The sequence below is a fragment of the Streptomyces sp. NPDC020958 genome (genome assembly GCF_055562175.1).
Genome location: NZ_JBVHFU010000045.1, coordinates 1 through 3983 on the forward strand (window position 1 = coordinate 1; position 3983 = coordinate 3983).

A 3983-nucleotide genomic window follows, 5' to 3' on the forward strand; every position below is an offset into this window, starting at 1 on the left:
TCGGCGATGGCTGATGCCGGTACCTGGGTTCCGGCGTTGCGGGCCGACCAGGACGAGGCGGAGACGGCGCTGCGCGCGCTGGCCGGTCTGTACGCCGCCGGCGTCGAGGTGGACTGGTCCGCCGTCACTGCCGACGGTGGTCGGGCGGTCAAGGTCGATCTGCCGACGTATCCGTTCCAGCGCCGGCACTACTGGCCGAAGGCAGTCGCCGGTCGTGGAGACGCCTGGTCGGCTGGTCAGCAGCGTGTCGGGCACTCGCTGCTGGCGGCGGCGGTGTGGCTGGCCGTCGGTGATGGGCTGGTGTTGACGGGTCGTCTGTCGCTGGCCGCGATGCCGTGGCTGGCCGACCACGCGGTCCAGGGCACGGTGCTGCTGCCCGGCACGGCGTTCGTGGACCTGGCGGTCCACGCCGGCGACTTGGCCGGCTGCGGCGTGCTGGAGGAGCTGACGCTCCAGGAGCCGCTGGTCCTGCCCGCCAAGGGCGGCGTCCAGCTGCAGGTCCACGTGGGCGACAGCGACGACAGTGGTCGGCGGGTCGTCACGGTTGCTTCCCGCGAGGGAGGGGGCGAGTGGGTTCGGCACGCGGTCGGTGTGCTGGCCCCGGCCAGCAACGAGCCCGTCCCGGCGCCGCTGGCTGTCTGGCCTCCGGAGGGTGCGGAGTCCGTTCCGGTCGACAACGCCTACGAGAGCTTTGCCCAGCGCGGTTACGGCTACGGGCCGGCGTTCCAGGGCCTGCGTCAGGTCTGGCAGTCCGGGGACACCGTCTACGCCGAGGCCGAGCTGCCGCAGGTCATCGAGTCCGACGCGGCCGGGTACGGTATGCATCCCGCTCTGCTCGATGCCGCGCTGCACAGCCTCCTGGTTTCCGGCGCCAGCAATGGCAGTGGCGGGACGGGTCTGCCGTTCGCGTGGTCGGGCGTGCGGCTGCTGGCCGGTGGTGCCCGCCAGCTGCGGGTGGTGTTGGCCCGCGGGTCGGGCGCTGTCTCGGTGTCGGCGTTCGACGGTGCCGGCGAACCGGTGCTGCAGGTACGGTCGTTGGCAATGCGTGAGGCTTCGTCCGGTCAGCTCGGCGGGGCCGGTCGCCAGGTGCGGCAGTCGCTGTTCACGGTGGACTGGGTTCCGCTCACGGTGCAGGCTTCGGCAGGCGCAGTGCAGTGGGCGCGGCACGGTTCCGGGATGGCTCCGGTGGTTGTTGCTGCGGTGCCTGCCGCTCCCGCCGGGACGTCGGCGTCGCAGGCGGCGCACCAGGCTGCTGCGACGGTGTTGGGGTGGGTGCAGGAGTGGCTGGCCGATCCCGCGACCGACGACGCACGCTTGGTGATTTGGACCCAGGGCGCGGCCGCCGGTCAGGATCTGCCCGGTGCGGCGGTGACGGGTCTGGTGCGCTCGGCGCAGTCGGAGCATCCGGGTCGTCTGCTGCTGGTCGATGTCGACCCGGCGGCCGGCCTGGACCCGACGCGTGACGCCGACGTGGACACCGTCCTGGCCGTGGCGTTGGACGCCGACGAGCCCGAGGTCCGCATCCGTCCCGCCACCGACGGCGGAGGGATCGCGGCCTTCGGCCGACGGCTGGCCCGGGCTAGTGAGCTGGCCTTGCCGAATGGTTCGAACTGGCGGGTGGAGGTCGCCAACCCGGGTGACCTGGGCAGTGCCGCTGTCATCGACGCTCCCGAGACGGGTGCCGAGTTGACGGCCGGTCAGGTCCGGGTCGGTCTGCGTGCGGTGGGTGTGAACTTCCGCGACGTGGTGACCGGTCTGGGTATGGTCGCGGACGTCCGAGGCCTCGGTGGTGAAGGCTCCGGTGTCGTGCTGGAGACCGGTCCCGGGGTGGACGGTCTGACGGTTGGTCAGCGGGTGATGGGTCTGGTGCCGGGCTGGGGTCCGGTCGGGATCGTGGACAGCCGTCTGCTCGCTCCGGTTCCGCAGGGCTGGTCGTACCAGCAGGCTTCGGCGGTGCCGGTCGGGTTCCTGACGGCGTTCTACGGGCTGTGGGATCTGGCCCAGGTCAGGCCTGGTCAGCGGGTGCTGATTCACGCCGGTACGGGTGGAGTGGGTACGGCCGCCGTGCAGTTGGCCAAGGCGTGGGGGCTGGAGGTCTTCGCGACCGCGAGTCCGGCCAAGCAGCACGCGCTGCGCGCAGCCGGTGTGGAGGAGAGCCACATCGCTTCGACCCGTGACCTGGACTTCTGTGAGCGGTTCCTGGCTGTGACCGGTGGCGAGGGCATGGACGTGGTCCTCAACGCCCTTGCCGGGGAGTTCACGGACGCGTCGCTGCGGCTGTTGCCGCGCGGTGGTCAGTTCGTCGAGATGGGCAAGACCGACATCCGCAACCCCGAGCAGGTTGCTGAGGCCTACCCCGGGGTGGTCTACCAGGCGTTCGACCTGATGGACGCCGGCGAGCTGCGGGTCGCGGAGATGCTGGCCGAGCTTGGAGGCATGTTCGACGCGGGCACGTTGGTCCCGCCGCCGGTGACGACCTTCGAGCTGTCGCAGGCTGTGGCGGCGCTGCGCTACCTGCAGGCCGCTCGACACCTGGGCAAGGTCGTGCTGAACGTCCCGGCCGAGTGGGATCCGCAGGGCACCGTCCTCGTCACCGGTGGAACCGGCACGCTGGGCGGCGAGTTGGCCCGGCACCTGGTCGACGTCCGTGGCATGCGGCACCTGCTCCTGCTGTCGCGTCGCGGTCCGGTCGCGCCGGGCGTGGCCCGTCTGGTCGCGGAGTTGGCGCAGTCGGGTGCGGAGGTTCGCGTTCAGGCCGGCGACGCGGCCGACCGCGAGGGTCTCGCCTCGGTGTTGGCGCGGCTTACGGCCGAGCGGCCGCTGACCGCGGTGGTGCACGCGGCCGGTGTGATCGACGACGCCACCGTCGAGTCGCTGACTCCGCAGCGGATGGCGCCGGTGCTGGCGGCGAAGGCTGATGCGGCGTGGAACCTGCACGAGTTGACCGAGGACGCGGGCCTGGCCGGGTTCGTGCTGTACTCCTCGGCGGCGGCTGTCATGGGTAGCCCGGGGCAGGGGAGTTACGCCGCCGCCAACGCCTTCCTGGACGCACTCGCGTCCTACCGTCGCGACCGGCAGCTGGCCGCCCAGTCGCTGGCCTGGGGCCTGTGGGAGCAGGCCTCGGAGATGACAGGGCACCTGGAGGGCGCGGGGCTGACCCGGCTGCGTCGCAGCGGCATCCAGCCGCTGACGACGGAGCAGGGTCTGGCCCTGTTCGAGGCCGCTGTCGCGCTGGGTGCGCCGGTGGCGGTCCCGGCCCGACTGGACCTGGCCGCGTTCTCCCGCGGCGGACGGTCGGTCCCTGCGCTGTTGCGGAGCCTGGCCGTTGGCGCTCCCGCCCGCCGGACCGCGGCCGTTGCCGCGGTCGTCGGTGGCTTGGCGGCCCAGCTGGCCGCGCTCGGTCCCGCTGAGCGCGAGCAGGAAGTCCTGCAGATCGTCCGGGCGGCTGCCGCTGTCGTTCTGGGGCATTCACACCCCGGGGACATCGATCCCCTGCGGGCCTTCCGGGACATGGGCATCGACTCTCTGACCGGTCTGGAACTGCGCAACCGACTCTCGGCCGAGACGGGTCTGACCCTTCCCGCCACCCTGGTCTTCGACCAGCCGACACCGGTTGAGGTCGCCCGGTACGTGGTGGCAGAGGCATGCGGGACCGACGGAGCCGTCGGTGACACCGCCGTGCAGGTGGTCCGTGTCGGCACGGACGAGCCGGTGGCGATCGTCGGTATGGGGTGCCGGTTCCCGGGCGGTGTCCAGGACCCGGAGGGCTTCTGGCAGCTGATCGCCGCAGGGACCGACGCGATGTCAGGCTTCCCGGCGAACCGCGGCTGGGAGACGCCGGGTCTGTCCGACTCCGGTGATGGGGTCCTGGCCTACACCCCGCTGGGCGGCTTCCTTGACGGTGCCGGTGAGTTCGATGCGGAGTTCTTCGGGATCAGTCCGCGTGAGGCGTTGGGCATGGACCCGCAGCAGCGCCTGCTGCT

General features: G+C 71.9%; 1 protein-coding gene. It reads left to right on the forward strand.

What is annotated here, in order from left to right:
* The coding region (locus ACZ3KP_RS40875; RefSeq protein WP_467506206.1) for an SDR family NAD(P)-dependent oxidoreductase at positions 1 to 3983 on the forward strand (3983 nt) is incomplete at both ends.